The sequence below is a fragment of the Oceanobacillus aidingensis genome, from assembly GCF_042654105.1.
Lineage (GTDB): Bacteria > Bacillota > Bacilli > Bacillales > Amphibacillaceae > Oceanobacillus > Oceanobacillus oncorhynchi.
In genome coordinates, this window is record NZ_JBHSFT010000049.1 from 219429 (window position 1) to 246203 (window position 26775).

25 protein-coding genes, 1 other RNA gene and 1 riboswitch are annotated in these 26775 nt (G+C 41.0%); of the genes, 24 read left to right on the plus strand and 2 right to left on the minus strand.

The window, feature by feature from the left end; genetic code table 11:
• Nucleotide 1 precedes the first annotated feature (1 nt).
• A complete protein-coding gene (locus ACFO3P_RS20520; protein ID WP_289584604.1) occupies nucleotides 2–766 on the minus strand; it encodes an NRDE family protein in 765 nt (254 codons plus the stop codon).
• Nucleotides 767–1266: 500 nt separating this feature from the next.
• Here ACFO3P_RS20520 and proB point away from each other — a divergent pair, with 500 nt between their 5' ends.
• Both proB and ACFO3P_RS20530 read left to right on the plus strand, forming a co-directional pair.
• Entirely contained in the window at nucleotides 1267–2385 is a 1119-nt protein-coding gene (gene proB, locus ACFO3P_RS20525) for a glutamate 5-kinase (RefSeq protein ID WP_042533711.1), read from the plus strand.
• Nucleotides 2382–3629, plus strand: a complete 1248-nt coding sequence (locus ACFO3P_RS20530; protein ID WP_256706203.1) for a glutamate-5-semialdehyde dehydrogenase — start codon at nucleotides 2382–2384, stop codon at nucleotides 3627–3629. The genes proB and ACFO3P_RS20530 overlap by 4 nt, the downstream gene beginning before the upstream one ends.
• Nucleotides 3630–3728: 99 nt before the next feature.
• On the opposite strand, the gene ACFO3P_RS20535 is transcribed toward ACFO3P_RS20530, so the two are convergent.
• A complete protein-coding gene (locus ACFO3P_RS20535) occupies nucleotides 3729–3935 on the minus strand; it encodes a hypothetical protein (protein WP_212929126.1) in 207 nt (68 codons plus the stop codon).
• Nucleotides 3936–4095: 160 nt separating this feature from the next.
• Here ACFO3P_RS20535 and ACFO3P_RS20540 point away from each other — a divergent pair, with 160 nt between their 5' ends.
• From ACFO3P_RS20540 to carB, 22 genes are all read left to right on the plus strand, one after another.
• Entirely contained in the window at nucleotides 4096–5052 is a 957-nt protein-coding gene (locus ACFO3P_RS20540) for an MBL fold metallo-hydrolase (RefSeq protein WP_256706204.1), read from the plus strand.
• 6 nt (nucleotides 5053–5058) lie between these two features.
• The gene (locus ACFO3P_RS20545) at nucleotides 5059–5673 is read left to right on the plus strand and encodes a 3'-5' exonuclease (protein WP_042533719.1); all 615 of its coding nucleotides are present in this window, start codon (nucleotides 5059–5061) and stop codon (nucleotides 5671–5673) included.
• A 132-nt stretch (nucleotides 5674–5805) separates the two neighbouring features.
• Nucleotides 5806–5993, plus strand: a non-coding RNA gene (gene ssrS, locus ACFO3P_RS20550) — 6S RNA.
• 199 nt (nucleotides 5994–6192) lie between these two features.
• Entirely contained in the window at nucleotides 6193–6942 is a 750-nt protein-coding gene (locus ACFO3P_RS20555; RefSeq protein ID WP_042533721.1) for an SDR family NAD(P)-dependent oxidoreductase, read from the plus strand.
• 171 nt (nucleotides 6943–7113) lie between these two features.
• Nucleotides 7114–7488, plus strand: coding sequence for a VOC family protein (locus ACFO3P_RS20560; protein WP_042533722.1), 375 nt, complete (start codon nucleotides 7114–7116; stop codon nucleotides 7486–7488).
• 107 nt (nucleotides 7489–7595) lie between these two features.
• A riboswitch (purine riboswitch) is annotated at nucleotides 7596–7697 on the plus strand.
• Nucleotides 7698–7811: 114 nt separating this feature from the next.
• Nucleotides 7812–8399 carry a xanthine phosphoribosyltransferase gene (locus ACFO3P_RS20565; RefSeq protein ID WP_042533723.1) on the plus strand — a complete coding sequence of 196 codons (588 nt, stop codon included), beginning with the start codon at nucleotides 7812–7814 and terminating at the stop codon, nucleotides 8397–8399.
• Entirely contained in the window at nucleotides 8396–9700 is a 1305-nt protein-coding gene (locus tag ACFO3P_RS20570; RefSeq protein WP_042533724.1) for a nucleobase:cation symporter-2 family protein, read from the plus strand. The genes ACFO3P_RS20565 and ACFO3P_RS20570 overlap by 4 nt, the downstream gene beginning before the upstream one ends.
• 258 nt (nucleotides 9701–9958) lie before the next feature.
• Nucleotides 9959–10357 (plus strand): hypothetical protein, encoded by a 399-nt coding sequence (locus tag ACFO3P_RS20575; protein WP_042533726.1) that lies wholly within the window; start codon nucleotides 9959–9961, stop codon nucleotides 10355–10357.
• Nucleotides 10357–10917: a maltose acetyltransferase domain-containing protein gene (locus ACFO3P_RS20580; RefSeq protein ID WP_256706206.1), complete on the plus strand. Its 561-nt coding sequence runs from the start codon at nucleotides 10357–10359 to the stop codon at nucleotides 10915–10917. The genes ACFO3P_RS20575 and ACFO3P_RS20580 overlap by 1 nt, the downstream gene beginning before the upstream one ends.
• A gap of 53 nt (nucleotides 10918–10970) precedes the next feature.
• Entirely contained in the window at nucleotides 10971–11486 is a 516-nt protein-coding gene (locus ACFO3P_RS20585) for a DNA-deoxyinosine glycosylase (protein WP_193062028.1), read from the plus strand.
• A gap of 17 nt (nucleotides 11487–11503) precedes the next feature.
• Entirely contained in the window at nucleotides 11504–12577 is a 1074-nt protein-coding gene (locus ACFO3P_RS20590; RefSeq protein ID WP_256706207.1) for a sensor histidine kinase, read from the plus strand.
• Nucleotides 12578–12605: 28 nt separating this feature from the next.
• A complete protein-coding gene (locus ACFO3P_RS20595; protein ID WP_193062030.1) occupies nucleotides 12606–13244 on the plus strand; it encodes a response regulator transcription factor in 639 nt (212 codons plus the stop codon).
• 113 nt (nucleotides 13245–13357) lie between these two features.
• Nucleotides 13358–14173 carry a cytochrome c oxidase assembly protein gene (locus ACFO3P_RS20600; RefSeq protein ID WP_256706208.1) on the plus strand — a complete coding sequence of 272 codons (816 nt, stop codon included), beginning with the start codon at nucleotides 13358–13360 and terminating at the stop codon, nucleotides 14171–14173.
• A gap of 183 nt (nucleotides 14174–14356) precedes the next feature.
• Nucleotides 14357–15289, plus strand: coding sequence for an ABC transporter ATP-binding protein (locus ACFO3P_RS20605; RefSeq protein WP_042533733.1), 933 nt, complete (start codon nucleotides 14357–14359; stop codon nucleotides 15287–15289).
• Between the two features lie 12 nt (nucleotides 15290–15301).
• Nucleotides 15302–16558 (plus strand): ABC transporter permease, encoded by a 1257-nt coding sequence (locus ACFO3P_RS20610; protein WP_256706209.1) that lies wholly within the window; start codon nucleotides 15302–15304, stop codon nucleotides 16556–16558.
• A complete protein-coding gene (locus ACFO3P_RS20615; protein ID WP_193062034.1) occupies nucleotides 16555–17667 on the plus strand; it encodes an ABC transporter permease in 1113 nt (370 codons plus the stop codon). The genes ACFO3P_RS20610 and ACFO3P_RS20615 overlap by 4 nt, the downstream gene beginning before the upstream one ends.
• Before the next feature lie 178 nt (nucleotides 17668–17845).
• Nucleotides 17846–18814 (plus strand): alpha/beta hydrolase, encoded by a 969-nt coding sequence (locus tag ACFO3P_RS20620; protein ID WP_042536207.1) that lies wholly within the window; start codon nucleotides 17846–17848, stop codon nucleotides 18812–18814.
• A gap of 324 nt (nucleotides 18815–19138) precedes the next feature.
• Nucleotides 19139–20176 carry an N-acetyl-gamma-glutamyl-phosphate reductase gene (gene argC, locus ACFO3P_RS20625; RefSeq protein ID WP_042533738.1) on the plus strand — a complete coding sequence of 346 codons (1038 nt, stop codon included), beginning with the start codon at nucleotides 19139–19141 and terminating at the stop codon, nucleotides 20174–20176.
• 36 nt (nucleotides 20177–20212) lie between these two features.
• Complete coding sequence (gene argJ, locus ACFO3P_RS20630) at nucleotides 20213–21433, plus strand: bifunctional ornithine acetyltransferase/N-acetylglutamate synthase (RefSeq protein WP_042533740.1); 1221 nt, start codon at nucleotides 20213–20215, stop codon at nucleotides 21431–21433.
• Between the two features lie 9 nt (nucleotides 21434–21442).
• Nucleotides 21443–22240: an acetylglutamate kinase gene (gene argB, locus ACFO3P_RS20635; protein ID WP_256706210.1), complete on the plus strand. Its 798-nt coding sequence runs from the start codon at nucleotides 21443–21445 to the stop codon at nucleotides 22238–22240.
• Nucleotides 22233–23426 (plus strand): aspartate aminotransferase family protein, encoded by a 1194-nt coding sequence (locus tag ACFO3P_RS20640; RefSeq protein ID WP_256706211.1) that lies wholly within the window; start codon nucleotides 22233–22235, stop codon nucleotides 23424–23426. The genes argB and ACFO3P_RS20640 overlap by 8 nt, the downstream gene beginning before the upstream one ends.
• A gap of 3 nt (nucleotides 23427–23429) precedes the next feature.
• On the plus strand, nucleotides 23430–26681 hold the full coding sequence (gene carB, locus ACFO3P_RS20645) for a carbamoyl-phosphate synthase (glutamine-hydrolyzing) large subunit (RefSeq protein WP_289584603.1): 3252 nt from the start codon (nucleotides 23430–23432) through the stop codon (nucleotides 26679–26681).
• Nucleotides 26682–26775: the final 94 nt, after the last annotated feature.

A 26775-nucleotide genomic window follows, 5' to 3' on the forward strand; every position in this document is an offset into this window, starting at 1 on the left:
TTTAATCAGATTCTGTCAAAAATTCATATTGCTGAAGAAATTCCTCCTGATCATACGTTTTTTCAATAAAGGTCAGCTTGTTATGGTGATCGATGAGTACAATAGTGGATGCTCGGGTGCCATAATCAGGTGTTTCGATAAAGATGGAAGACAATGCTTTTTCTAAATCTGCACGAATCCCTGTCTGGGGCAGAAGTTCGCTGTCAGCTTGTGTCCTGTTTTGTAAGCTGTGTAATAAATCTTCTGTTTTCATTTCCGGGTGTGACTGAATATAATCCGTCAGTTCCTTTTTAGAATGTTCGACTTTTGGCCAGGGGGTATTTAGCGTATCGTTGCTTAATCCATGAACCCCTGCTTTTATCTTAGAACCCTGATTATACACATTATTATAGTGATACAAAGTGTCCTTGTCACCGAAAAGAATGTTATATCCGGCGTAGTTATGACGATTTTTTGAAAGGTGCTCTAAAAACAATTCCCCGTCAAAATTCTGTAACAAAAAATCTACCGGGAGTTCTCCGCGGGAAAATGTCTTAGATGCTGGAAGAGAAGGGTCCCGATAATTGGTCACCGCAGCAAATTTCCCCTGCTTGGAAACGGCCAGCCAGGTTCCCAGCTGGAGCAAATCTCTGCCGGCCAGAATATCCGGCATGTCATCCCAAAAAGCTGCCGGGAGCGTTGGTCTATGAAAAAATTCATCCCGGTTACTGAGTAAAATGAATTTATATTTTGGATGTGCATGATAGGCAAAGGTGATTAAGCACATGGAATAGCTCCTCCTTTTTCTTTTAATATCGAATGAATAGCTTGTCTTCAGTATACTTTTCTGATATTTTAGAATCAATGTTATCGCATTCCCTGAAATAAAATGCATTTCTCTATTGACAACGAGAAAAAATCTGATAATAATTAATATCAATACATCGAACGTTATGGAAGGACTAGTAAGTAAGCCGTCACAATGACAGAGATGGAATCAGAGGATAGAAGCAAATTTTAATTGCATTTGTCCAATGCTGTGAGATTCCTCATTGTTGATTTACTGAACCTGCCTTTATCAGTCTTATGCAAAACATAAGCGTCTTCCGAACGTTATCTCGGAATAAGTGAAATACGGTTGTCCAGGCGGGCGCAGTTAAAGAATCGTATTTAAGTTGTGGTGGTACCGCGGAAGTAAACTCTTTCGTCCCTTCTGTTTATAAGGGATGGAGGAGTTTTTTTATTGCCTGGTTGAAATGTTTTTAGAAAGTGAGAGGTGGGATGACAATGGCAGCAAAACGTATTGTCGTTAAAATAGGAAGCAGCTCGTTAACTAATACGCATGGGGAAATTGACCAACAGCAGCTGGAGGATCATGTGCATGCCCTCGCGCTGCTTCATCAGAATAATATGGAAGTGATTTTGGTTTCCTCGGGAGCAATTGCTGCAGGGTTTAAGCAGCTGGGCTATTCTTCAAGACCTGTTACGCAAAAAGGAAAGCAGGCTGCAGCGGCAGTCGGTCAGGGTCTGCTGATTCAGACCTATATGGAAAAGCTAAAAGAATACAATATTACTGCTGCTCAAATCCTTTTGACCAGAAGTGATTTTTCTGATCAGGGGAGATATCGAAATGCTTATGCGACAATGGAAGAATTGCTGGAGCGGCGGGTCATCCCGATTATCAATGAAAATGATACGATTGCCATTGACGAGCTTACGTTTGGAGATAACGATATGCTTTCTGCATTAGTAGGCGGTTTAATTCATGCGGATCATTTAATTCTTTTAACTGATATCAATGGCATATATGATAAAAATCCCACTAGACATCCGGACGCAACACGCTATGACCATTTAATGAAGCTCAGCACAGAGCTGATTGCACAAACAGACGCGACTGGCTCCAAAGTAGGGACAGGCGGGATGAAGTCGAAGCTGATGGCTGCGAAAATGGCATCTTCCGTGGGCATTCCGGTATTTATTGGACGGGGTTACGGAAAAGAGAAGCTGGCAGCTATTTTAGATGGGAAGGGCGACGGCACCTATATCGACAGTGAAAGAAAAGCGCATTTACCGGCGAATAAACAATGGATTTCCCTGCATTCGGATTTAGATGGCCGGGTAGTTATAGATGAAGGGGCAGAAAAAGCCTTAATGTATCATGGCAGCAGTTTGCTTTCCCCAGGTATTACGGCGGTGGAGGGCTATTTTGTAAAAGGGGATGTTGTCGAGGTTTATGGAAAGTCCGCTTTATTAGGGAGAGGACAGGTGAAATGTTCCTCCGAAGAATTAGATGCCGTTATGAAATTGCGTGAATCAGATTATATTCACGCTGTACCGACAATTGAGGTGATCCACCGTGATAAGTGGGTATCATTTGAGACAATGAAAGGGGAATTATCATGAGTGAAGTAATCGAAAAAGGAAAGCTTGCTAAAAAAGCCAGTTATCAAATTGGAACATGCACGACGAAGGAAAAAAATGAAGCATTATTAAAAATTGCCAATGGTTTGAGAGAAAATGAGGAAGCGATTCTTGCAGCCAATCGATTGGATATCCAGGCTGGAAAAGAGAAAGGTTTGTCTGCGTCACTGCTTGACCGTGTGGAATTAAATCAACAGCGTATTGCTGACATTGCGGATGCGATTCTGCAAATTATTGATTTAACTGATCCAATCGGCGAAGTACTTGAAACGATTGAAAAGGATAATGGCCTAAAGATTATTAATACACGTGTCCCAATCGGCGTTGTCGGCATGATTTACGAAGCAAGACCAAATGTCACTGTTGATGCAGCAACACTTGCTGTTAAAACAGGAAATGCCATTATCCTACGAGGCAGCTCATCTGCGATTCATTCCAATTTGGCAATTGTCAAGGTAATCCATGAAGCATTGGAAGACAGTGCGGTTATTCCTGATGCGATTCAATTAATTGAGGATACAAGCAGAGAAACCGCAAGTGAACTATTTCGATTAAATGCATATTTAGACGTGCTTATCCCGCGTGGAGGGAAAAACCTGATTGATACCGTTGTCAGAGAGTCACGTGTTCCAGTAATCGAAACAGGTGCCGGAAACTGCCATGCTTATATTGATGATACAGCAAATCCGGAGATGGCAAAGGAAATTACTTTAAATGCGAAGCTGCAGAGACCATCTGTGTGTAATTCGATTGAATCGCTGCTTATTCAATCAGATTGGTTTGAACAGCACGGAAATGATTTAATCGCTTCCTTGATGGAACAGGGCGTTACAGTTCATGGCGATGCACGTGTTGTAGAAAAGATACCTTTTGTTCAAGAGGCGGCAGAGGAAGACTGGAGAACGGAGTATCTTGGTTTAGAAATCAGTGTGAAAACCGTAGCGGATGTGCATGAAGCAATTGATCATATTAATACGTATGGCACGAAGCATTCAGAAGCAATTATTACAGAAACGGCAGCTCACGCTGAAACTTTCAAGCAAAAAGTAGATGCAACAACGGTGTACCATAATGCTTCTACGCGCTTTACGGATGGCTTTGAATTCGGGTTTGGTGCAGAAATTGGCATCAGCACACAAAAGCTGCATGCGAGAGGGCCAATGGGCTTAAAAGCATTAACATCGAATAAATTTATTGTTTCCGGTGAAGGGCAAATTCGGGAATAAGAGATAAATGTAGAAGGGAGCGGTTTTCGCTCCCTTTCTTTTGTGAAGAACACTAAATTAAATATGCTAAAATGAACTGCTTTTATTTGAATTTCAACATTATTTTTCACAGACTACGGGAGACCAGAGCCCTTCTTTTTCCAATGTAACACTTTCTTCTTCATGCAAGTTCTCCATACACTTTTCAATAATCAGCTCGTTCGCTTTATGATTGTTATTAATTTGTATAGCCAAAATACTCCCAATGGTAATAATCGTAGTGCAAACGATAATTGCAAAGATAATATTCAATGTATCTTTTTTCAATTTTATCCGCTCCTTTCACCTTATTTAGACTACCAGTAATTGGTTATTCTTTAAAGGCTGGACACCAAGTCATTGCCAATTGTCAGTATCTTTCAGTTTGCAAAAGCAGGAAATCGCGATAGAATAACAATATAAAGGATGCAGAAAAGAGAGGTTCGACATGCTAGAGCAAATAACAGATGACATTTACCGTCTTGTTGTCCGGTTTAAAGGGGCTATGGGAGAGGTAAACAGTTATCTTATCAAAGGCGACAATGGTTATACCGTGATTGATACAGGAATCCATGCACCAGAAACAAAAGCTTTATGGGAGCGTGTTCTAAGTAAGTATAAAATTGAAAAGCTTGTGCTAACACATACGCATGAGGATCATATCGGCTTAGCTCGCTGGTTTCAAGAAATCTATGAAATTCCTGTGTATGTGTCCAGGCGCGGTTATGAAGAAATGCATAAGGGAAGAGATGCGAAAGCTCGTAAAAATCGAATAAAGCGTTTAATCAAAAAACATGGAGCTCCGCCGATTCCTTTAAAAATAAGAGATGAATCCCATATTTATAAATTTGAGCCGAATGGATTTTTTGAAGATAATGATGAAATAACACTCGGAAACCGGTCATACCAGACGATATGGACGCCTGGCCACGCACCTGATCATTATTGCTTCTATCAGCCGGAAACAGAAATGATGATTATTGGTGATCATGTATTAAACCATCTTTCCCCGGTAATCGGGTTATGGATGGGAGAGGAACACAATGCGCTGGAAGCTTATTTTGAAGCACTGGAGCTATTGAAGGGCTATCAGGTACGCCAGGCGTTGCCGGGGCATGGTGATATCATTGAAGACCTAAATGAACGGATAACAGATATATTCCAACGTCATGAAAAACGGCTGCAGCAATTATTGGAGCTGATGGAAGAGGAAGAAATGACTGCTTTTAAATTAACAACAAAAGCGTATGGTCCGATGAAAAGTCTTGCCTTTGCCAGTCAATTTATGGCGACCTTGACACGATTGATTTATTTAGAGGAACAGTCAAAAATAAACGTGCAGACTAAAAAAGGGAAGAATTTTTACGAACTACCGGCCAAAGATTTACAAGCTATTAGGAGCTGATAACAGATGAAGTTTGCAGCAATTGATTTTGAAACAGCCAATGAAAAAAGAAACAGTGCCTGTTCAATAGGTGTGGTCCGTTTTGATGAGCAGGAGATTTTGGACGAGTATTACTCCCTGATCAACCCGATGAGTGATTTTCGCAGTATGAATATCCGGATTCACGGTATCAGAGAGGATGACGTGCAGGATGCGCCTACTTTCGAAGACCTGTGGCCTGCCTTGTATGAAAAACTGGAAGGGCATATTATAGTAGCGCATAATGCCAGTTTTGACATGAGTGTGCTGCGTCAATCGCTATTAAAATATGATTTAAGACATCCTGACTTTACTTCCTTATGCACTGTGAAAATATCCCAGCGTGTATGGCCACATTTAGAAAATCACCGCTTGCATACAGTAGCTGATTATCATGATATTCCATTAATTCATCACCACGCTTTAGAAGATGCAAAGGCTTCTGCGTTTATTTTGATGAAGGCTCTGGAAGCACAGCAGGATGGGAATGCGGAACACTTTTTAGAAAGATGGCTGGCGTCAAAAGCTAGCAAACGCCGAAGCTATCCCAAAACAGGCTCTAAAAATAAGACAGGGCGGGGATCAACGAAGCTGTATTTATAAAAAATAGAATTTGATTTCACAGGAATTGATATCAGAAATCAAAAAAGATGGTTACTTTTTAACTGTTTAAAAAGAAAAAATTAGGCTATCCTTATCATTGCTTTTTTTAGAAAAAAGGCGTATGATAAATTCTACAAGCTACATTGTTCGTATCAATAAAAGTTTTAACCTCTAATGTTGGAATAGGGAGTTTTACATCGAAATTGAAATGTCGAGCCGTCATAAAGGAATGGAAGACAGGAAGGTTTCTGCGGACACCCACTTTGCGAAGTGGTGGTTTAAAACTTTTTATTGCATGGTACGGCAAATGTGGCCTGTATACATAATTTATTATCCTATCCCGGCAGCGGCCTCGCTCCCGGGATTTTTATATTTTTAAATAAGCTCTCTTTCATTAAGGTGAAAGAGAAAATTTGCATTGTCATTAGCATCAGTTTGGAAAAAATGGTTATCTTTTTCCGACTTGGAAACAATACGATTTAATGAATTGAACTGAAGTACAGAAAGGATGTATTGAAAATGACAAGTCGATTTGATGATAAGGTAGTGATTGTAACAGGCGCAGCAAGCGGGATTGGAGAAGCAACTGCGGTGAAATTTGCTGAACAGGGTGCCAAGGTAGTACTCTCTGATATGTCCGAGAAAGGGAGACAGCTGTCAGATGAACTCAATCATAAGGGACTGAAGACAACTTTTATCCAAACGGATGTGACTAATGAAGTGGATATTCAAAAATTAATACAGGAAACAGTTGCCGCATATGACCGTCTAGACATCGTTTTTGCAAATGCAGGAATCGGGAACAGCACAATCCTGCATGAATTGTCTTTAAAGGATTGGCAGAAGGTAATCGACGTTAATTTAACAGGCGTATTTCTAACGAATAAATATGCGATTAAGCAAATGTTAAAACAAGAAAAGGGCGGCGCCATTGTAAATAACGATTCAATCCATGGCTTTGTCGGCAAAGCCGGGGTCAGCGCCTATGCTGCTGCAAAAGGCGGGGTGAAGCTGCTGACTCAGACAGCTACAGCAGAATATGCAGCAAAAGGAATCCGAATCAATAATGTCAATCCTGGCTATATTGATACGCCATTACTCAAAGATGCGCCAGATGAAGCAAAGCAAGATTTAATAAGACTTCATCCTATTGGAAGACTTGGGAAACCAGAGGAAGTAGCGAATGCCGTTCTATTCTTGGCAAGTGAGGAAGCTTCTTTCATTACAGGGGCAAGCTTGCTGGTTGACGGCGGATATACAAGTGTATAATTTGAATAAAAGTCTCCTGATACAGGGAGATTTTTTTCATTGGGGGGAGATTAGCAGCTTTTATCCAATAAGTAAAACAAATACAAATAGATTCAAAAATACGATTTTTACTTTTCGCCTCATCCTGCTATGCTTGATATAAGCTTTCAATCCAAAGGAGGAAGAGCAAACATGACATTTCAATTAGAAAAATTAGATCATATTCAGCTTTCTGCACCAAAGGGTTCGGAGGAAACAGCGAAAAAGTTCTACCGTGATATTTTAGGGTTTGCAGAAGAAGAAAAACCGGAGTCGCTAAAGGCAAATGGAGGGGTCTGGTTTAACAAGGGAGACATCGCGCTTCATATTGGAATCGAGGAACCATTTTCCCCTATGAAAAAAGCACATCCTGCTTTTAGTGTATCAGGAATCGACGCGTTGCAAACTTATTTAGAAAATGCCGGCTTTCCGACAAAAAGAGACAGTAAACTTCCGAATGCGCGAAGATTCTATATCAAGGACCCGTTTGGAAACAGGCTGGAATTTTTGGAATGGGAGAATAAATAAGAAAGGCATTTTTTAATCGGAATTATTAGAAAGATTTTAATTTTTCCCTTATGCTTGTTTTTGTGATTGTACGTGCTATACTATAGGCATTCTTTATTTTTTAACTCAACCCAAAAATGAATATTTTTCATATAATCGTGGGGATACGGCCTGCAAGTTTCTACCGGTTTACCGTAAATAAACTGACTATGGAAAAGTATTAAAAAGCTTGTATTATGTCTGAAAACAATGCACGCTTGCTTGATTATTCGACAAAAAGCTCGAAAATCTACTTTTTCCATGGTAGATTTTCGGGCTTTTTAATACTTTAGGAGGAATCATTCATGGATTTACTAAAAGAAAAAATTGTAACAGAAGGAAAAGTATTATCAGATAGCGTGTTAAAAGTAGATGCTTTTTTAAATCATCAAGTTGATCCTGTATTAATGCAGGAAATCGGGAAGGAATTCGCGAATCGATTCCGTGACAAAAAGATAACTAAAATTCTTACGTTGGAATCTTCAGGCATTGCTCCTGCGACGATGGCAGGGCTGGAGCTTGGTGTTCCGGTTATATTTGCAAGGAAACGTCAATCGTTGACGTTAACAGATAATCTCTTAACTGCTGAGGTTTATTCATTTACAAAACAGACGACAAGCAAGGTTTCTGTTTCCCATGATTTTATTAAAGAGGGCGACAACCTGCTGGTTATTGATGATTTCCTGGCTAATGGCCAGGCAGCACTTGGGTTAATAGATATTGCAGAGCAGGCAAAGGCGGATGTTGCCGGTATCGGCATCGTCATTGAAAAAGGCTTTCAAGAAGGTGGACAGGCACTTCGTGATAAAGGAATTAAAGTAGAATCGTTGGCTATTATTGACTCCTTAGAAAATAATCAGGTGGCTTTTAAAGAGGAGGCTCTCAGGCAATGAAAATGGCAGCATTAGGTTTCCAGCACCTATTAGCAATGTATGCAGGAGCAATTTTAGTTCCGCTGATTGTCGGGGATGCTCTCGGACTGAGTACAGAGCAATTAACGTACTTGGTAGCAATTGATATTTTAATGTGCGGCGTGGCGACACTGCTGCAAGTATTAAACAGCAAATTTATCGGTATCGGACTTCCGGTTGTCTTAGGGTGTACCTTTACCGCAGTTGCTCCTATGATTGCTATCGGCGGACAGTATGGCATCACGGCGATATACGGTGCGATTATTGTATCCGGGTTATTTGTCGTCGTCGTGAGCGGATTTTTTGGAAAGCTGGTTCGCTTTTTTCCGCCAGTCGTTACCGGTTCCGTTGTAACGATTATCGGAATTACCTTGATTCCTGTAGCCATTAATAATCTGGGCGGCGGAGAAGGAGCAGGCGATTTCGGATCAACTGCGCATATCGCGCTTGGATTTGGAACATTATTATTTATTATTTTAATGTACCGGTTTACAACAGGATTTTTAAAATCCATTTCCATCCTGATTGGTTTAGGTGCAGGAACGATTGCAGCTGCATTTATGGGAAGAGTTGATTTTTCAGCTGTTGCAGAGGCTTCTTATTTCCATATGGTTCATCCATTTTACTTTGGGACACCGACCTTTGAATGGTCGGCAATTATTACAATGATTTTAGTTGCGATGGTGTCACTGGTCGAATCAACAGGTGTTTATTTTGCATTAGGTGATATTACGGATAAAAAATTAAATGAAAAAGATTTATCCAGAGGGTATCGTGCAGAGGGATTAGCGATTTTCCTTGGAGGAATCTTTAACGCATTTCAGTACACAGCCTTTTCTCAAAACGTCGGTTTGATGCAGATGACAGGTGTGAAAAAAAGACGTGTCATTGTGATTACCGGGGTGATGCTGATTGTATTGGGATTTGTCCCTAAGATTGCTGCCGTGACAACGATTATTCCGACCTCTGTGCTGGGCGGAGCGATGTTAGCGATGTTTGGAATGGTTGTTGCACAAGGCATAAAAATGCTTGGTGCTGTAATATCCGAGTCGCCGGAGAATTCCATGATTATTGCTTGTTCAATTGGAATGGGTCTCGGTGTGACAGTCGTGCCGGAATTATTTGATGTACTTCCAAACTCATTGCAAATTTTAACCAGCAACGGCATTGTTGCAGGAAGTGTTACTGCGATTGTATTAAATATAATTTTCAATATGACACCGCGGCGTAAAAAAGAAAAGCAGGTTACTGGAACAAGAGAGCTTGCTGAAGAAGTATCTTAAATAAGCATTAAAACTGTCACTTCGGTGGCAGTTTTTTAATTGTTGTTTCAAAGATTACTGGAATTCAAGACCGGGTTACGCTAAAATCGAAGTATATATTTTCATGTATTTTAAGAATGTATAGAGAATTTAAGGAATAACGTATGTTGGACATGATATGAAGCGTATAAGGGATTCTAAGAAAGTAAAAATATGATTTCAACGCTCCTTTAATGAATGTCAAGTTTTCCTTGAAAAATGGAAGGAGGAGTCATCGGGATGACTGATTTATCAAACGGCACGCTCCTTATCTACGGTCTGGTTATATCAGCTGCATTGATGATTGGTATTATCCAATGGGTGAGAAGACGATTTGAAGTGTTGGCCGTTCTAGCTATTATTTTATCTCTGTTATTACCGCTTGCAGGCTTTCTATATAGCATTAATCGTCCAGAGGGTATGAATGAAATAGCATATATATGGCAGCAGGCCAGAGGAAGAAGCGGTATAGGAGTCTTTCTCTTATTAGGGCATCTGTATATCCTTTTTTGGGTCTTATTTGGTGCAGAATTTAAGCGGCTATATGAGTTTCTGTTCCCCAAAGTAAAAAGAATGATTCAATGGGTTAAAAACCGTGTTCGGAAACAGGACAAAAACAAAATGAAAGAGGAGATGTAATGACAACAGAAAGAGAGAAGATGCAGGCAGGGGAAATATATAATCCGGGAGATAGTGAATTAGTAAAGGACCGGCTGCATGTCAGAAAGATGATGCGTTATTATAACGGGCTGACAGAGGATGATACGGTAAGACGGACAAGCTGTCTGAAAGAAATATTTGGCTCAACAGAGGGATCTCTGTTTATTGAACCTGATTTTCATTGTGATTATGGTTTTAACATTCATGTTGGGGAAAATTTTTATGCAAACTTTAACTGTGTTATGTTAGATGTTTGCCCGATACGAATTGGTGACAATTGCATGCTGGCCCCAGGTGTACATATTTATACAGCAACGCATCCAATCAATCCCGTAGAGCGTAACTCCGGAAAAGAATTTGGTAAGGCAGTAACCATAGGTGATAATGTATGGATTGGCGGCGGGGCAATCATTAATCCTGGTGTAACGATTGGAGATAATGCAGTGATTGCTTCAGGCTCTGTCGTAACAAAGGATGTTCCTGCAAACGTTGTTTACGGAGGAAATCCGGCTAAGTTTATTAAAAGTGTAGAATTGTAAAGATGTGTTTGTTAAACAATCTTTTAAAAACAGGGTTCAGGGGGAGGGCTATCATGGATAAGCTTCAATCATTTGCGCCGGTTATCGGTAATCAGCCTAGAGTGCTGATTGTCGGTTCCATGCCAAGTAAAAAGTCATTAAAAGAACAAGAATATTATGGAAATCCCAGAAATCATTTCTGGCCGATTATGTATCATATTTTAAATGAAAGAGCCGCAGATACGTATTCTGAAAAATTACATTTAATGAAAAAGCATCACTTGGCGTTATGGGATACTGTCGGCTATTGCTATCGGCAAGGAAGTCTGGATATGCATATTGAAGAAGAAGAGCCGAATGATATTGCAGGACTTTTAAAGGCATATCCTTCTATTCAGCTGATCGCTTGTAATGGAACAAAAGCATATCAAATGTTCCATAAGTTTATTGCTCCGGCGCTCCAACAGGAAATCGATGTGATAAAGCTTCCTTCTACAAGCCCTGTTCCCGGAAAATATAATAAAACATTTGAAGAGAAGATAGAAGTCTGGCGTGTAGTTACTACCTATTTAGAGGATATAAGGTCGTAAATCCAGAGGGGGACAGGATGAAACAATTTTGGCTGCAATTTCTGTTTTTTTCAATATTATGGGTTGGATTACTCTTATTTAACAGTACATTTATCCCTTATCATTTCTTTTTATTTGCACTGAGTCTGGCTTTTTTCTTTCTCTTATCGTTTCGAACGAAGAATCTGTATCTTTTCTTAGGCAATACCATCATTATTCTATGCGCCGGTTTCTTTTTCTCGGAAAATGTTTTATTTTCTATCAGTTTAATATGGTTTTTGCTGGTGTTAGCTGCCAGGCAGGTAGAAACACTGGCATATTATACGCTGTCAGCTGCAGCAATAGCAGCGTGTATGTTCTTTTCTTTTTTTTCATCGATTTCCCTTGAATTATTTCTTGGAAGCATTTTTATTTTGATAATAAGCATTCTTCTGCATCAGCAATGGAGTCATAACCAGTATTATAAGCGTTTATACGAGGAGTTGAATGATTCCTACAGGCAGCTGAAACGGCAGCATGTGGATGCGGAGAAAAATGCAAAAACAGAGGAAAGAGCACGTATCGCCAGAGATATGCATGATTCTGTCGGACATCATTTGACTGCATTAATGATGCAGATAGAGATGCTGTCGATTCAATATCCAGAGCTGGAAGTTGGACAGATGAAGGAATTGGCAAACAGAAGCCTGCAGGAAACCAGGGATGCTGTCAAAGCTTTAAAAGTGGAGGAATCGGAAGGTATCGCAACGGTCGTCCAGCTGATTCGGAAGTTGGAAAGTGAAAGTCATTTGAATGTGCATTTCACGATGAAGAACGGGGTTTTATCCGTGCCGATTTCTAATGCTAAAAGTGTTGTTCTTTATCGGGTGATTCAGGAAGGGATTACCAATGCCATGCGTCATGCCAACAGCCGTGAGGTTTTTGTAACTTTAAGTAAATCTGCAGATAAGGCAATCCATTTTGAAATCAGTAATAAAATACATCAAGTAAAAGCATATGAACCAGGATTTGGTCTGACAAATATGCAAAGTCGTGTGGAGGAATTCGATGGGAAATTAGAGATTCTTCAGTTACCTGATAAGTTTGTTTTATCAGGAAGGATTCCCAGCTGATATTGATGACGGAAGGAGATGATAATGTATGTTCCACGTGATGCTTGTGGAGGATCAGGAAATCGTACGTCAAGGGCTGCGTATGATCTTGGAGCAGGATGAGCAAATTCGGATAAGCTGTGAAGCAAGTAATGGCATCGAGGCGATGGAAAAGATGAGCGCGCATCGTGTTGACATTGTTTTTATGGACATCCGGATGCCGGATATGAACGGTATTGAGGCGACTAGAAAAATCAAAGAGCGGTGGCCGGATGTGCCTATTCTCATTCTGACGACCTTTAATGACGATGAATATGCACTGAAAGCACTGAATGAAGGAGCAAGCGGTTTTTTGTTGAAAACCTCTGACGGCAAAAAGCTTATTGAAGCAGTTTACAGCGTGATGAAAGGCGGCTTGGTGCTGCATGATGAGGTGACCGCGAAAGTAATGCCGAGATTGTTAAAGCAATCTAAAAAAACAAGCGCTGCAGCAAATATTGAGCTAACAGAAAGGGAAAGAGCAATTATTCAGAAGGTTGGACAGGGAAAAACGAATAAAGAAATCGCTGCTGAATTGTATCTTTCTATAGGAACGATAAAAAATCATATTTCTGTTATTCTGCAAAAGACTGATTTACGTGACCGGACGCAGCTTGCCATTTATGCGGTTACTCATGATATTTCGTAAATGAGGAAGTTTCAAGAACGAATGTCAAGAAATTGTACGAATTCCCTGCTGAAGTCCGCCGTTACATAATTTAAAATAGAAGTAACCTTAAATAAAAGTTTGGTGAAGAAGAGATGATTGCAATATTTTTAGATGAATTTCATTTTTCAACCCTGTGGAATGGCGGAATCTTTTTGTTTTGTGCATTTATGATTGTTTGTTATTTTTTTATGATTCCTTCCAAGGGAAAGAGCGGTATGCTTTATATTATCTCTTTTCTCTTCGGCATGGTTGTCTTATTTTTGTCTGTGGGAAGTCCATTAAATATTATTGGCAGGCTGACCCTGCAGGCACATATGTATCAAATTGTCGGTTTACTTTTTGTTGCGGCTCCCTTGCTTGTTATTGGATGGAGGCCAAAATCGTGGATCAGTGAAAAAATCAGCTGGATACAAAGCGCACTTGCTTATTTCCGGAAGCCTGCAGTAGCTATTACCCTGCTGACGGTCTTTTTTTACGGTTATCATCTGCCATTTATGTTTGATATTGCCCGTATAGAGCTGTACTGGAATCATTTCTTTATGATGTGTCTGTTTTTGGCTGCATTGAATTTCTGGGCTGCATTTTTCTATTATTGGCTGAATAATCGTGTCAGATGGTATGCAACGGCCGTTCAAATATCTGCATTCTTACCCTATTGCTTTTATGGTCTTTTAGCAGGTTCAGGCATTTATCAAACCTACAAGGATCCGGCTGTTTTTCTAGAGTCCTTACGCGTATGTATTCCGGTCGATTTGCAAATGCCGGATGAATTCTATATTGGTTTTCTGCCTTTTGACCCGGTTTATGAGCAGCAGATGGGAATTTTGATTTTTCTGTTCAGCATCGCACTCGTATTCGTTATTACGCTGGTTTGGTCTCAAAGGCAATTTAAAAATGAAAAAGGATGAATTACTTAATGACAGCAGAGCTGAAAATCAGTTCTGCTGTTTTTGTGTTAAGCAAGGAAAGAAGAAGTGTTGGATGAAAAAATGACTGGAGTCACTTTTTTCCATCCGATTAGTGACGGAGGAAAGTGTTGCTTTGCTCGGGAAGACGATAAAATATAAGTAGATTTGACAGGAGGGGCTAACATGCTGGAATTAGTTGATATTTCAAAGCATTTTAAAAAAATAGAAGCAGTAAAGGCATTAAATATGTTTATTGAACAGGGAGAAATCGTCGGTCTGCTCGGTCCGAACGGAGCTGGTAAATCAACGGCTATTTCTATCCTTTCTACATTGATTGAGCCGACACAGGGAGACGTCCGGTTTTTGAAAAAGTCTGTCATTAAAAAGCCATCTCCATTACGGAAAGCCATTGGGGTTGTACCGCAGGAAATCGCACTTTATCCGCAGTTATCGGCGGAAGAAAACCTGCTTTTCTTTGGAAGAATTTATCGTTTGAAGGGCTCAACTTTAAAACAGCGGGTGAATGAGATTTTAGAGCAAATTGGTTTAACAGAGAAGCGAAAAGCGCTGGTAGAGTCTTTTTCCGGAGGGATGAAAAGACGGTTGAATATTGGGGTAGCTATGCTCCACAGCCCTCAAATTTTAATTATGGATGAACCGACTGTCGGCATCGACCCGCAATCCAGAAGCTATATTTTGGAGACTGTCAAACGTTTGAACAAAGAAAATCAAATGACGGTCGTCTATACAAGTCATTACATGGAAGAAGTAGATTATCTGTGTGACCGTATTTATATTATGGATCAGGGGAATTTAATTGCTTCTGGGACGAAGGAGGAAATCAAGCAGATTCTTTCTTCCGAAAATACGATTTCAATCCAGGCTGACCATTGGAGTGAAGCATTTATTGCCCGTTTGAAGGACCATGAATCGGTGACAAATGTGCATGTGGAAGAAAAAGAGATTACATTAATTACGCCAAAGGAAGTCAATTTGTTTTCTGAAATTATTTCGATGACGGATAAATATGATATTTCTTTACGCTCGCTGCATGTGAAGTCCCCAACGCTGGAGGATGTATTCCTGCACTTAACCGGAAGAGCATTACGTGATTAGAGGAGGATTGCTATGATATTTCAACTAGTTAAAAAACAATTGCTCCTGCTATGGCGTAATCCTGTCCAGATTTTTTTACTTCTGGGGTTGCCGATTATCCTTATTCTTATTTTAAGCTTTGCATTGGCAGGGTTTATGGAAAGCGGCAGTCCAAAGCTTGAATTAAAAGTAGCCTGGCTGGAGCATGAAGATGAAGCGGATCAGGTCGAGCGATTTATCAATGAAATGGAAGCAATTGGTGCGCCGGCAGAGGCGTTTGGTGACAGCGAAGACCTGCATATGATTACGATGCTCCGGGAGGATATTTTTCAAGGGGAAGATTTGCAGGAAATGATTGAATTAGAGGTTATACAGGAAGACGAAAAAGCAGATGTGCTGGCGGATGATTCCTTTTCCGGTTTAATCGAAGTACCAGAAAATTTCACCTATGATATGCTGCAGGCTATCTCAGGGCAGGACACTGCCAAACCAGATTTAACGCTGCATGTCAATCAGGAGGATGGAATCTATTCATCTGTCTTATCACAAATTTTGGAGCAATTTGATGAGAATCTGACTACGCAGGCCTTTCTGCAGCAAAATGATTTGGATGTAGATATGAATGAAATGCAGGCTGCCTCAAACGTTGGCGAGCAGACACAGATTGAACAGCTGGATCCGATTTCCTCTCGTGATTATTATACGGTTGCCATGGCAGTTTTTACCGGGTTATATGTTGCTTCTACCATTGGTTTCTTTGCAACCAGGGAAAGGCAGGATCAGGTGTTTGACCGTATTATTGTCGGTGATATGCCGAGATGGATGTACTTCTTCAGTATCCTAATTTCTGGTATGATCATTGCCTTTATTCAGCTATTGATTATTTTTGGTTTTTCTTATGTTGTTTTCCAAGTCACATTTCAGGATGTGCTGGCATTTTTGTTAACTACCTTTTCCTATGCTGTTGCAGTAGGTGGAATCACCGTACTATTAACGGCTATCAGCTATCGTTTTAAATCAGATGCGATTGTTGGCTTTTTCTCAGGGGTTGTTACTTCTATTTTGGCATTTATCGGAGGGAGCTTTTTCCCGATTGGAGAATTATCGGAAATGATTCAGCGTATCGGTAATATGACACCGAACGGCTCTGGATTAAGTGCTTATATTCAGTTACTCCAGGGAAGCGGCATAGAGGAAATTTCGAATTATCTTATTTACATGATTGGTTTTGGTGCTCTGATGATTATAGTTGCTGCGATAAGCTTTCCAAAAAGGGGGTCCACACGATGAAAGGCATATTATTAGCACGGATAAGGGAGTTTATTCGTAATCCATTTACTTTTCTCCTTTTTACAGGAATGTCGATTGTCTTTGCCTGGGTTATTTCTTCTTTAAATGTAGGGGAAGGAGGCGGTGGAATTCCAGTTCCTGTCTATGTGGAAGATGGAGCAAGTGATTACCAGCAATCTCTGGAGGAGCAGGAAGCCTTTCGTTTTTATGAAGTTGATAAAGAAGCATTGCAAGAAGAGTTAAGGGAAGGGGATGCAGATACGGGCGTTATCTTATCTGTGGATCGTTTTGATATTTTAGTAGGAGTAGAATCTCCGAATGCAGGTCTGATCCAACAGACGGTCCAGGAAGTATATACAACAGATATGCAAGAGGCATTAATCCGGGAGGCAGCAGACGCAGAAGGAATGGAAGCCGATCAAGTCGTTTCATCCTACCAGGAAGCTGCCTCGGAAGGTACATTTGATTTGTCGGTACACAGCTTTTCAGGAGAGGAATCCTGGCAATATGATGATAATGTACATCGTGTGGGCGGCTTTGCATTATTTTTCGCTATTTATACCATCGCGTATGGGGTAGTCAAAATCCTGACAGAAAAAAGAATGGGTGTCTGGGACCGGATGATTTTATCGCCAATTAAGAAATCAGAAATGTATATTGCGAACCTGTTTTACAGTTTTATAGAAGGCTATCTGCAAATTATAATTATTTTTAGTTTCTTCTATTTCTGGCGGGGAATTACCTTTAATGATCGAATGATTGAAATTTTACTGATGCTGATTCCATATGCTTTAGCTATTGTTGCTATGTCTATTTTGATTACAGCACTTGTTAAAAATGTGGAGCAGTTTAATGCAGCGATCAGTATTATTACAGTAAGTTTAGCCATGATTGGCGGCGCATTTTGGCCGTTAGAAATTGTCAGCAATCCTGTCCTGCTGTTTTTAGCAAATTTGAATCCAATCAAATATGGTTTAGATATTATTCAGGGAGCAGCAGTGTACGGTTATTCCTTTACAGAGCTCCTGCAGCCAATCAGTATTTTAACATTGATGACTGTCTTATTTACCGGACTAGGCATTCATTTAATGGAAAGACGACATATTTAATCAAACAGCATGTGTAAAACGTATAAGGCTTTGTGCGCTAACAAAGCCTTATACGTTTATTTGTGTATGTACGATTAAACAAATTTCCTGGCATTCTCCCATAACTTGGATTATATACTTCAGGGAATTTCTAGTATAATAGGTAGTTAGAATGTTAGATAGAAAAGAGGGTCAGGGTGTGAAGAAAAAGAAGAAATGGATTTGGATTATTTCAGGAGTTGTGCTGATACTCCTTATTATAAATTTTGCTGCTGCGATTTTCTTTTATAACCTCGCCATTGAAAGGAATGTAAAAGATTTTTTAAACGATAATGATGACCTGGAAGTGGAAGCAGAGACACTGGATATTTTATTAGAAGGTGATTGGCGGGACTGGTCGGATGAACAGCCGTTTGAAACTTGGCATCAGACTTCCTATGATAATCTTGATTTACAAGGATATTATCTGGAAGCAGAACAGCCTACGAACAAAGTAGTTATTTTTGCTCATGGTTATTTAGGGCGCGGAAAAGATATGGCTTTATACGGACAGCATTATTATGAGGATTTAGGATATAACATTTTTACAGCGGATATGCGCGGACATGGAGAGAGTGAAGGAGATTATATCGGCTTTGGCTGGCACGACCGTTTAGATTTGCTTGATTGGATTGATAAAGTAATGGAACGTGTGGGTGATGATGCTGAAATTGTATTACATGGCGTTTCCATGGGAGGCTCCTCTGTTTTGATGGCAAGCGGGGAGGAACTGCCGCCGAATGTGAAAGCCGTTGTAGCGGATGCTTCTTATACAGATGTCAATGAATTATTCTCTTACCAAATTGACCGGATGTTCCATTTGCCTTCCTTTCCGTTTATCCCATCTACCAGTCTCGTAACACAGCTGCGCGCCGGTTACGGGCTGAAGGAAGCCTCTGCTTTAGATCAAGTTGCAAAAGCGGAAGTTCCGATATTATATATTCATGGAAAAGAAGATGTCTTTGTGCCGACTGAGATGACAGAGGAGCTCTATGAAAATACCAAAAGTGAAAAGGAGCTTCTGCTTGTGGATGAGGCGAGCCACGGGGAGTCCTTTGTGAAAGATGAGGAATTATATAAGGAAACATTGGATGGCTTTCTGGAACGGTTTGTGCGGGAAGCTGAATGAGGATGCAGGAGGACTGCATAAATTTTTTTCTGTTAGAAACAAGAGAAAATAACAGGAATCTGAGTTGAGATACTACGAAACTTGATTTAAGGATGCTTCAAAAACTCCGATATACAAAGGTTTGGATTCCATTTATTTAAGATGTGTGATAAGAAAAAGACATTGATCATAAAGCTTGATCAGTGTCTTTTTTATTCATATATTATACAAGTAAACAATTAATCTGAAGAAATTTCATTAATATTTATAAATTCCCTTGCATAAACATACATAAAAATTTATAATAATGAATAATTCATTTTTCAGACAAGGGAGAGAGCGTTTTTGAAGAAAGCAGCAATTATTGGCGGAACCGGGTATGGGGCGATTGAACTTATCCGGCTTCTCCAATCACATAAAGAAATCGAGATTACTAAAATTATATCACAATCACAGGCAGGAGAGGAGTTATCAGCTACTTATCCGCATTTAAACGGTATTATTACGAAAGAGATGGAAGCATTAAATACCGAGGAGCTAGAAAAAGAGATTGATATTTTATTTTTAGCAGCCCCAGCTGGTGTCGCTAAAAATATTATTCCTTCTTTCCAGGATACTTCCGTTCAATGTATCGATTTATCTGGCGACTTCCGGCTTACTTCAGAGGAATATAAGGAATGGTATGGAAAAGAGCCTGCTTCTGCAGATGTGCTGGAGAAAGCAGTATTTGGACTCAGTGATATTTTTACAGAGGAAATCAAATCAGCGTCGATTATTTCTAACCCGGGCTGTTTCCCGACTGCTGCTTTATCCGCATTAATCCCGCTTATTGATGGGAATAAAATTCAGACAGAGGGTATTCGCATCGATGCGAAAACAGGGATTTCCGGAGCTGGAAAAGGTTTAAGTGAAAAAGCCCATTTCTCTTCAGCAAATGAAAATGTTGTTCCATATAAAATTGGTCAGCATCAGCATATCCCGGAGATTGAACGTTATGCATCCCAATTTGCAGATAATGATGTAAAGGTTTCTTTTACAACGCATTTGATTCCAATGACAAGAGGGCTGTTATGCACAATATATGCAGATTTGAAAAGTCAGGAAACCACCGCCTCCATTTTAGATTATCTACAGGAATACTATCAGGAGAAATCCTTTGTCCGTATTTTGCCAGAAGGTCATTTTCCGGCAACAAAAGGGGTAACGGGCAGTAATTACTGTGATATTGGAGCGTATGTAGACGAGCGGACAAACAGCATTGTGATAGCGTCGGCGATTGATAATTTAGTAAAAGGAGCGGCTGGCCAGGCAATTCATAATGCTAATCTGATGAACGGATGGGATGAGACAATGGGATTGGAGTTTATTCCAGTATTTCCATAATCTAAAGGAGAACAACTTTGAGGAGGAAAATCATAGGTGGAACATACATTATCGAAGTCATTTAAAATTTTAGAAAATGCACATATTGATCAGCCTAAAGGATTTACTGCAGGAGGCATACACGCAGGGCTGCGGAAATCTAAGCGTGATTTCGGCTGGCTTTATTCCGATGTACCAGCAAATGCCGCGGGAGTGTATACGCAGAATACATTTCAGGCAGCCCCACTGGATGTAACACAGCAGGCACTAAAGCATTCCGGCCAGCTGCAGGCAGTCGTTGTCAATTCTGCTAATGCCAATTCGTATACAGGTGAACAAGGCTATCAGGATGCGTTAGAAATGCAGCAGCTTACAGCCAAAAAAATAGGAATTGACTCTTCCTTAGTGGCTGTTGCCTCCACGGGAGTCATTGGTGAGATGCTTCCAATGGATGTTATTAAAGGAGCCATTGCCCGTATTGGGGAGAGTGAAGCAGCTGTTGATTTTGAACATGCCATTTTAACAACGGATACGAAAACGAAGCATATTGCTGTCGAGGTTGAAATAGATGGAAAAGTCATCACCATTGCCGGCGCTGCGAAAGGGTCGGGTATGATTCACCCGAATATGGCGACCATGCTTTCCTTTATTACAACCGATGCAAACGTAGAAACGGAAAGTCTCCAGCAGGGATTAAGACAAATAACCGATCAGTCCTTTAATCGTATTACAGTGGACGGGGACAGCAGTACGAATGATATGGTACTTATCTTAGCAAACGGAATGCAGAATAATGAAACACTTCATCCACAGCATCCGGAATGGCATCAATTTATGGAAGCGTGGCAATTCGTCAGCCGGGAGCTTGCAAAAATGATAGCTAAGGACGGAGAGGGAGCAACCAAGCTGGTTGAAGTAAGTTTAGAAGGAGCTAGATCGGAGCAGGAAGCGGCGCAGATGGCGAAAGCAGTGATTGGCTCCAGTCTGGTAAAAACAGCAATTTATGGTGAAGATGCCAACTGGGGAAGAATCATCAGTGCTCTAGGTGCAAGCGGCGTAGCATTTGATAAACAGGGGTTATCGCTTGCGATTGGATCAGAGCAGATTATTAAGGAAGGGCAGCTGCTTGCCTTCCATGAACCGAATTGTGTAGAGGAATTGGTTAAAGATACGGTTCACCTTTTTATCGGGTTAACAGACGGCGTGGAGAAAGCAACTGTCTGGGGCTGTGATTTAACCTATGATTACGTACAGATCAACGCATCCTATCGAACGTGAGGTGTTCTAATGACAAAAGTAGTATTTAAAGTAGGCGGAAGTATTTTGCAGGAGCTGCCAAAGGCTTTTTATGAGCTGTTAATCGAGCTGAAAGAAAAAAAGATTTGTGAACCTGTTATTGTTCACGGCGGCGGTCCGGAAATCAATCAGGCGCTGGAGCAGATGAATATTGAAAGTACATTTGTCGATGGGCTTCGGGTTACTACGGAAGAAGTGTTAGAAGTTGCGCAAATGGTAATGAGCGGAACCATTAATAAACGGATTGTCAGTTCCTTTCAAAATCAAAATGGAAAAGCAATTGGTCTTAGCGGAGTGGACGGCAACCTGCTGCAGGCAAAACAAATTCAAAATGGGAAGCTTGGTTTTGTCGGAGAGGTTACCAAGGTGGAAACGTCCTGGATTGACATGATTCTGGATGCAGGCGGTATTCCTGTTATTTCCCCGATTGCAGCAGGCGAGGGAGAAACCCGTTTCAATATTAACGGCGATACAGCGGCTGGTGCAGTAGCAGAGGCATTAGGCTGTAAACTTGTTCTGATCAGTAATATTCCGGGTGTGATGGAAACAATCGACCAAAAAGAAGTAATCCACCACCATTTAACCAAAAAAGATGTTGAAGCATTGATTGATTCCGGCGTCATTTATGGCGGCATGATTCCCAAGGTGCGTTCGGCGTTGGCAAGCTTGCAGGGCGGCGTAGAGGAATCGGTTATTTTAAATGGATTAGAACCTAATGATATTTTGAAATATTTAGACGGAGAAAAAGTAGGGACGATTTTAAGTGAAAAGGAGTTTGAGCATGTCTAATACAATGACAACATCAGCATTAATGAAAAATTATCAGCGTTTGCCGCTTACTATTGTAAAAGGAAAAGGAAGCTATGTATGGGATGACCAGGGTGTGAAATACCTGGACTATACATCCGGGATTGCAACATGTAGTTTAGGCCATGTGCCGGATTATGTACAGGGAAAGTTATCCGAGCAATTAGAGAACTTATGGCATGTTTCTAATTTGTATCAGATTCCCCAGCAGGAAGCATTGGCAGAAAAGTTAGTTTCGTTAAGCTGCTTTGATCAGGCCTTCTTCTGTAACAGCGGTGCTGAAGCAAATGAAGCAGCAATCAAATTGGCTAAAAAATATGCAAAGGACCAACAGAAGCCGGAAAGAACAGAGATTGTTACTTTTTCAAACTCCTTTCACGGAAGAACCGGTTATACGATGGCTGCAACTGCACAGCCTAAAATCCATAAAGGCTTTACCCCATTAACACCTGGTTTTACTTATTTGCCGTTTAATCAGCCGGAAGCGCTGGAGCAAATAGATACCGATAAAACAGCGGGCGTCTTACTGGAGCTGGTCCAGGGAGAAGGCGGCGTTCATCCGGCGGATGCAGAGTGGATAAAAGCACTGTATGACTATTGTAAGCAGGCAGATATTCTGTTTATGGTCGATGAAATTCAGACTGGGGTCGGCAGGACGGGTACTTTGTTTGCCTATGAACAGTACGATATTGAGCCGGATGCTATCACCTTGGCTAAAGGATTAGGCTCTGGTTTCCCGATTGGAGCATTACTAGCAAAAAGTAAAGCTGCGGACAGTTTTTCACCAGGAACCCATGGCAGCACCTTTGGGGGAAATCCGCTGGCAGCAACAGCTGGGCTGGCTACATTAGAGAAAATTGCAGACCCGGCATTTTTACAAGATTTACAGGAAAACTGCACCCTGTTAGTTGAAGGGTTAATGAAGATAGCTGAAACCAATTCACTTATTACAGGGGTAAGAGGAAAAGGATTTCTTATCGGGCTGGAAGTTGAAAATAAAGCAGGGGTCTGGGTGGAGAAATTAAGAGAAAAACAGGTTCTTGTATTAACAGCAGGAGAGCATGTCGTGCGTATTTTGCCTCCATTAACAACAGAGAAAGAAGAGTTATTCACTTTTATCGGAGTGATAACGGCTATTGCAGCAGACATAGAGGAGAAGGGAGAATAAGATATGCCAATACATCAAGGGATGAAGAAAGTACTTGTTTTAGGATCGGGGCCGATTGTTATCGGGCAGGCGGCAGAGTTTGATTATGCCGGGACGCAAGCCTGTCTTGCTTTAAAGGAAGAGGGGCTGGAGGTTGTGCTTATCAATAACAACCCTGCGACCATTATGACAGATGAAACCATCGCCGACCAAGTCTATTTAGAACCGTTAGAAGTAGAGGTCGTCGAAAAAATTATTGAAAAGGAAAAGCCGGATGGTTTAATTGGAACCTTAGGCGGGCAGACAGGGTTAAATCTATCCTTAGAGCTTCATGAGAAAGGGATTCTGAAGAAACACGATGTAACCCTGCTCGGGACCTCCATTGCTTCCATACAAAAGGGAGAGGACAGAGAAAAATTCAGAGATTTAATGATTTCCATCAAGGAGCCCATTTCTGAATCACAAATTGTGACAAATATAGAGGATGGCCTGGCGTTTGCAGAGAAGATAGGCTATCCGGTTATTCTCCGTCCAGCTTATACTCTTGGCGGAGAAGGCGGAGGATTTGCAAATAATAAGGAAGAATTTTGCGAGCTGTTGGCAAAGGGGCTCCATCTAAGTCCGATTACGCAGGTGCTTGTTGAGCGCAGCATTAAAGGCTGGAAAGAGATGGAGTATGAAGTGATGCGCGATGAGAATGACGCATGCCAAATTATTTGTGACATGGAGAATGTCGATCCTGTCGGTGTGCATACCGGCGATTCCATTGTAGTCGCTCCTGCTCAGACATTAACTGCTGAACAAAGTAAAATCCTGCGTGACGCGTCGATAAAAATAATTCGTGCGCTGGAAGTGGTGGGCGGCTGTAACATTCAATTTGCCTTCCATCCGGAAACAAATGAATATTGTATTATCGAAGTAAATCCCCGCGTTAGCCGTTCTTCTGCACTGGCTTCGAAAGCAACAGGCTATCCGATTGCCAGAGTGGCAGCAAAATGTGCAGTCGGCTATCATTTGGATGAATTAGTTGATCCCGTCAGCGGAGCGACCTATCTTCATTTTACACCGGATTTGGATTATACCGTTGTAAAAATCCCGCGTTTTCCATTTGATAAATTTTCCGAAGCAGATCGTACGCTTGGAACACAAATGAAAGCAACAGGAGAAGTCATGTCCTTAGATAAAACCTTCGAAGGCGCATTAAATAAAGCGGTCCGCTCTCTGGAAATGAATATTCAATCCTTCCGCTGGACAGCCTTTGCAGAAAAGTCAGATGACGCATTGACAGCATTGCTTGAAGAGCCGAATGATTTACGTCTTTTCGCTATCGGTGAAGCCTTATGGCGCCAATTCTCTGTAGATGAGATTGCAAAGCGGACACTGATCCAGCCTTATTTTCTGGAAAAAATAGCAGCTATCATCCAATTGGAAAAGGAATTGGCAGCAACCGGCTGGGAGAATATAACAGAAGAGAAAATCTTGCAGGCAAAACAGTATAATATCAGTGATGTCCAATTAGCAAAACTTCTCCATATTGAACCGGCTGTACTGCGTGAATTTTATAAAAATCATGAGTTGTCGCCTAATTATCGTTTTGTTGATACGTGCCCGGGAACGTCGGGGAAACATTCTACCTATTTTTATTCAACCTGGTCAGGATCCAATCAAGTGCAGACCGTATCGGATAAGAAAAAAGCGCTGGTTATCGGCTCTGGTCCTATCCGTATCGGGCAGGGGGTTGAATTCGACTATTGCTCTGTGCATGCTGTGCAGGCACTGCAAAAAGCCGGGTATGAGGCAATTATGATCAATAATAACCCGGAAACGGTGAGTACGGACTATACAGTAGCTGATCGCCTTTATTTTGAACCATTGGCTCTGGAGGATGTATTAAATGTCATGGAAAAAGAGAATATTCAAGACGTCCTCGTCCAATTTGGCGGACAGACAGCTATTAACCTTATGAATCAGTTAAAAGAAGCCGGTGTCTCTGTTTTAGGAACAGCGCCTGAAAATATGGATAAAATGGAAGACAGAGAGCGATTTTATACCTTCTTAGAGCAATTAGATATTGCTCACATTCATGGCGAAATTGTCCATAGTGTGGATGAAGCGAAGGAAGCAGCCCATCAGCTCGGATATCCTGTTCTGATTCGTCCATCTTATGTGATTGGCGGTCAGTCGATGTTTGTCTGTTACAATAAAGAAGAATTACTCAGCAATGTACAAAGAGTACAGGTAGATACCTACGATCAATGCTGGCCGTTATTAATGGATTCCTATATGCCTGGATTAGAATGTGAAGTCGATGTCGTGAGCGATGGAGAAAATGTGATTATCCCAGGGATCTTTGAACATATTGAAAAAGCAGGGGTGCATTCAGGAGACAGTACGAGCGTATTCCCGGCTATCACATTAACGGATCAGCAAAAAGCGCAAATCTATCAAATCTCTAAAAAGATTGCCAGAGAGCTTCCGATTATCGGGATGATGAATATCCAGTTTGTTCTTTACCAAGATGAAGTATATGTTCTGGAAGTAAACCCTAGATCTTCCCGTACGGTTCCGGTTGTCAGCAAGGTAACAGGGATTCCGCTGGTGGCTTTAGCTGTCAATGCACAATTAGGGGAGTCTCTGCAGGATTTTATGAAAGAATTCTCTTCTTACCAGGAGCCGGAATATTACACGGTGAAAGCACCTGTCTTTTCTAAGAATAAATTAAAAGGTGTTGACCATATTTTAGGTCCGGAAATGAAATCAACCGGGGAAGCTATCGGGATGGATATAACGCTGGAAAAAGCAATTCGTAAGGCGGTGTTTCCTTCCCAGCACAAGCTGCATGATACAAAAAAATGGTTTGTATCGATCAGTGATCACCATAAGGAAGAAAGCATCCCGTTTATTCAGGAAATTGCCGGAAATACAGAAATAATCGCTACACAGGGAACGAGTACTTACCTGGAGAAAAACCAGATTCCTTCTACTGCGGTAAACCGTGAAATAGCTAACCTCAAAAAGCTGTTTTTACAAGATCCGCCTGCCTATGTGATTAATGTGCCAAGCGTCGGCAGAGATAAAGAACGATTTGGTTTTCAATTGAGAGAGCTTTGTACACAGCTGAATATTCCGTATTTCACCAGTCTGGAAACGGCAAAGCTCGTATGGCAATACCAGCACTTGAAGAATGAAGATATTCAATCCTTACAGACGTATTTACAGACATTGCGAACGCAGGAGGGTTATCACGCGCCAAAAGTTGGCAGTGTATCATCATAGGATAATTAAAAATAGAGGCTGACAGAAATTGTCGCCTCTATTTTTTAATAGACATTATGCTTATTGCTGAGAAGCCATCTGCAAAACTTCCGTT

Bases quoted from the DNA above. Each gene is read 5' to 3' on its own strand.
- ACFO3P_RS20520 (WP_289584604.1), bottom strand. From the start codon at position 766: ATGTGCTTAATCACCTTTGCCTATCATGCACATCCAAAATATAAATTC.
- proB (WP_042533711.1), top strand. From the start codon at position 1,267: ATGGCAGCAAAACGTATTGTCGTTAAAATAGGAAGCAGCTCGTTAACT.
- ACFO3P_RS20530 (WP_256706203.1), top strand. From the start codon at position 2,382: ATGAGTGAAGTAATCGAAAAAGGAAAGCTTGCTAAAAAAGCCAGTTAT.
- ACFO3P_RS20540 (WP_256706204.1), top strand. From the start codon at position 4,096: ATGCTAGAGCAAATAACAGATGACATTTACCGTCTTGTTGTCCGGTTT.
- ACFO3P_RS20545 (WP_042533719.1), top strand. From the start codon at position 5,059: ATGAAGTTTGCAGCAATTGATTTTGAAACAGCCAATGAAAAAAGAAAC.
- ACFO3P_RS20555 (WP_042533721.1), top strand. From the start codon at position 6,193: ATGACAAGTCGATTTGATGATAAGGTAGTGATTGTAACAGGCGCAGCA.
- ACFO3P_RS20560 (WP_042533722.1), top strand. From the start codon at position 7,114: ATGACATTTCAATTAGAAAAATTAGATCATATTCAGCTTTCTGCACCA.
- ACFO3P_RS20565 (WP_042533723.1), top strand. From the start codon at position 7,812: ATGGATTTACTAAAAGAAAAAATTGTAACAGAAGGAAAAGTATTATCA.
- ACFO3P_RS20570 (WP_042533724.1), top strand. From the start codon at position 8,396: ATGAAAATGGCAGCATTAGGTTTCCAGCACCTATTAGCAATGTATGCA.
- ACFO3P_RS20575 (WP_042533726.1), top strand. From the start codon at position 9,959: ATGACTGATTTATCAAACGGCACGCTCCTTATCTACGGTCTGGTTATA.
- ACFO3P_RS20580 (WP_256706206.1), top strand. From the start codon at position 10,357: ATGACAACAGAAAGAGAGAAGATGCAGGCAGGGGAAATATATAATCCG.
- ACFO3P_RS20585 (WP_193062028.1), top strand. From the start codon at position 10,971: ATGGATAAGCTTCAATCATTTGCGCCGGTTATCGGTAATCAGCCTAGA.
- ACFO3P_RS20590 (WP_256706207.1), top strand. From the start codon at position 11,504: ATGAAACAATTTTGGCTGCAATTTCTGTTTTTTTCAATATTATGGGTT.
- ACFO3P_RS20595 (WP_193062030.1), top strand. From the start codon at position 12,606: ATGTTCCACGTGATGCTTGTGGAGGATCAGGAAATCGTACGTCAAGGG.
- ACFO3P_RS20600 (WP_256706208.1), top strand. From the start codon at position 13,358: ATGATTGCAATATTTTTAGATGAATTTCATTTTTCAACCCTGTGGAAT.
- ACFO3P_RS20605 (WP_042533733.1), top strand. From the start codon at position 14,357: ATGCTGGAATTAGTTGATATTTCAAAGCATTTTAAAAAAATAGAAGCA.
- ACFO3P_RS20610 (WP_256706209.1), top strand. From the start codon at position 15,302: ATGATATTTCAACTAGTTAAAAAACAATTGCTCCTGCTATGGCGTAAT.
- ACFO3P_RS20615 (WP_193062034.1), top strand. From the start codon at position 16,555: ATGAAAGGCATATTATTAGCACGGATAAGGGAGTTTATTCGTAATCCA.
- argB (WP_256706210.1), top strand. From the start codon at position 21,443: ATGACAAAAGTAGTATTTAAAGTAGGCGGAAGTATTTTGCAGGAGCTG.
- ACFO3P_RS20640 (WP_256706211.1), top strand. From the start codon at position 22,233: ATGTCTAATACAATGACAACATCAGCATTAATGAAAAATTATCAGCGT.
- carB (WP_289584603.1), top strand. From the start codon at position 23,430: ATGCCAATACATCAAGGGATGAAGAAAGTACTTGTTTTAGGATCGGGG.